We start from the raw sequence: 2,217 nt of genomic DNA on the forward strand, positions 1-2,217 counted from the left end.
GGGCCGGCTCGCCGGCCTGGCGCCAGTGGTGGGCCAGCCGGGCCTGGTGCAGCTCGGCGGGGACGGCGGTGAGCGCCTCGGCGTAGCGGCGGTGCAGCGCGGCCCGCTCGGCGGGCAGCAGCTCGTGGGCGAGGATCTCGGCGACCAGCCGGTGCCGCAGCCGGTAGCCGTCGTCGGCGCCGACCAGAAGCCGGTGCGCCACCGCCTCGCGGACCGCGTCGAGCAGCTCGTCCTCCGGCAACTTGACCACCTGGGCCAGCAGCCAGTGTTCGACCGGCTCCACCCCGGCGGCGACCGCGTGCACCACGGCGTGCGCCGGCTGGGGCAGCGCGTCGACCCGGTCCAGGAAGACCTCGCGCAGCGTGTCGGAGAGCCCGTCGCGGCCGTCACGCCGGTCGCGGGCCAACTCCTCCACCACGAACGGGTTGCCGCCGCTGCGCTGCCACAGCTGGTCGGCCGCCTCGGGGGGCAGGGGCGCGCCGACGACCGCGGCGGCCAGCTCGTCGGTGCCGGCGCGGTCCAGCGGCAGCAGGTCGATCACCCGCACCGACCGCAACCGGCGCAGCTCGGTCAGCACCCGGCGCAGCGGGTGCGCGCCGCGCAGCGACTCGGCCCGGATCGCGGCCAGCACGGACAGTTGCAGGTCGCCCAGGCCGGCGAGCAGGTAGAGCAGGAGCTGGCGGGTGCTCCGGTCGACCCACTGCAGGTCGTCCAGGACGAGCACCAGCGGCCGGCCGCCGGCCACCAGGTGCAGGCCCTGCGTGACCCGCTCCAGCAGCGCGCCGGCGCCGTCCGGGCCGGGGGTCTCCTCGTCGAAGACCTGCAACAGCCCGCGGACCGCCGAGGTGGTGCGCGCCTCGGCCACGTCGGTGTCGATCCGGCGCAACGCCTGGCGCACCGGGTGCAACGGCGAGGCGTCGCCGATGTCCAGACAGGTGCCGGTGAGCACCAGGGCGCCCGCCTGCCGCAGCCGCTCGCCGACCTCGGTCAGCAGCCGGGTCTTGCCCACGCCGCTCTCGCCGGTGAGGAACACCGCGGCCGTCTGGCCGGGAGCGACGTCGTCGAGCAGCGCCGACCGCAGCGTCGCCATGGTCCCGACACGGCCGACGAGCGGTGCGGTGTCCACATCGCTGGCCATGGGACGCAGCCTAGTCACAGGTCCCCGCACCGTTCTACGGGCTTACGGCCGCACTCGTACTCCTCGCGTCGACTACACGACTAACGGTTGCGGGTGGTCGACATACGTCGTCCTACCGATCCCCCGAGGACCCGGTGGTGAAAGTCTCCGGTGGTCGTCAGGCACCGGACCAGGGAAAGGGTGGGTGCGATGTTGATCACCACGCCCGTGGGGAGTCGGGAAGCCGTCAGCGCCGCACGCTGGCCGGTGCCGGAGGAACGCCGCACCGTCACCGTCCTCTTCGTCGACATCGTCGGCTCGACCGGTCTGGTGGAGCGACTCGACCCGGAGGACGTGCGGACGTTGCAACGGGCCTACTTCGGCACCGTGTCCGGGGTGCTGCGCCGGTGGCGGGGCGTGGTGGAGAAGTACGTCGGGGACGCGGTGATGGCGCTGTTCGGCGCGCACGGCTGCGACGGCTTCGACGCGTACCGGGCGGTGCGGGCCGGGTTGGAGATCCAGGCCGCGCTGGACCGGCGGCCGGCGGGCGACACCCGGCTGCGGGTCCGCGTCGGTGTGGCGACCGGTGAGGTGCTCGTCGACCTGACCGGCGCGCACGACGGCGGCCACGGGGCGGCCAGCGGGGCGGTGATCACCACCGCCGCCCGACTGCAGGAGTACGCCCCGCCCGGCGGCGTCGTGGTCTGCCCGACCACCCGACGCGCGGTCGCCGGCCTGGTGGAGCAGCGTCCACTGGCGACGATGACGATGGCCGGCAAGGCCGAGCCGCTCGACGTCTGGCGGGTGACCGGGGTGTCCCGGCACCGGCCGGCGCGGCACCACGGTCCCCTGATGGGCCGCCGGCGCGAGCTGGCCGACGCGGCCGACGAGGTCGTCCGGGCGCTGCGGGAGCGGCGTCCCCGGTGGGTCTCCCTGGTCGGTCCGCCGGGCAGCGGGCGCAGCCGGCTGCTGCACGAGCTGACCCGTGCCGTGTCGCGGGTGGACGGCGCCGAGGTGCGCTGGTGCGTGGCGCACTGCCCGCCCTACCCGGACGGGGAGCTGGCGCCGCTGGCCGACCTGGTCCGCGCGCTGCTCACGCC

The 2,217-nt window shown here is 75.5% G+C and carries 2 protein-coding genes; one reads left to right on the top strand and one right to left on the bottom strand.

Going from position 1 to position 2,217, the window contains the following annotated elements:
* Positions 1-1,138: ATP-binding protein (locus tag HUW36_RS31370; protein ID WP_174531385.1), on the bottom strand; the 1,138-nt coding region annotated here is incomplete at its 3' end.
* Positions 1,139-1,327: 189 nt separating this feature from the next.
* Between HUW36_RS31370 and HUW36_RS31375 the strand changes: the two genes are divergently transcribed.
* Positions 1,328-2,217 (top strand): adenylate/guanylate cyclase domain-containing protein (locus tag HUW36_RS31375; protein WP_174531386.1); only part of this gene is annotated, 890 nt, incomplete at its 3' end.

Origin of the sequence: Micromonospora maritima, from assembly GCF_902825405.1 — a bacterium.
In the GTDB taxonomy this organism is placed as follows: Bacteria; Actinomycetota; Actinomycetes; order Mycobacteriales; family Micromonosporaceae; genus Micromonospora; species Micromonospora maritima.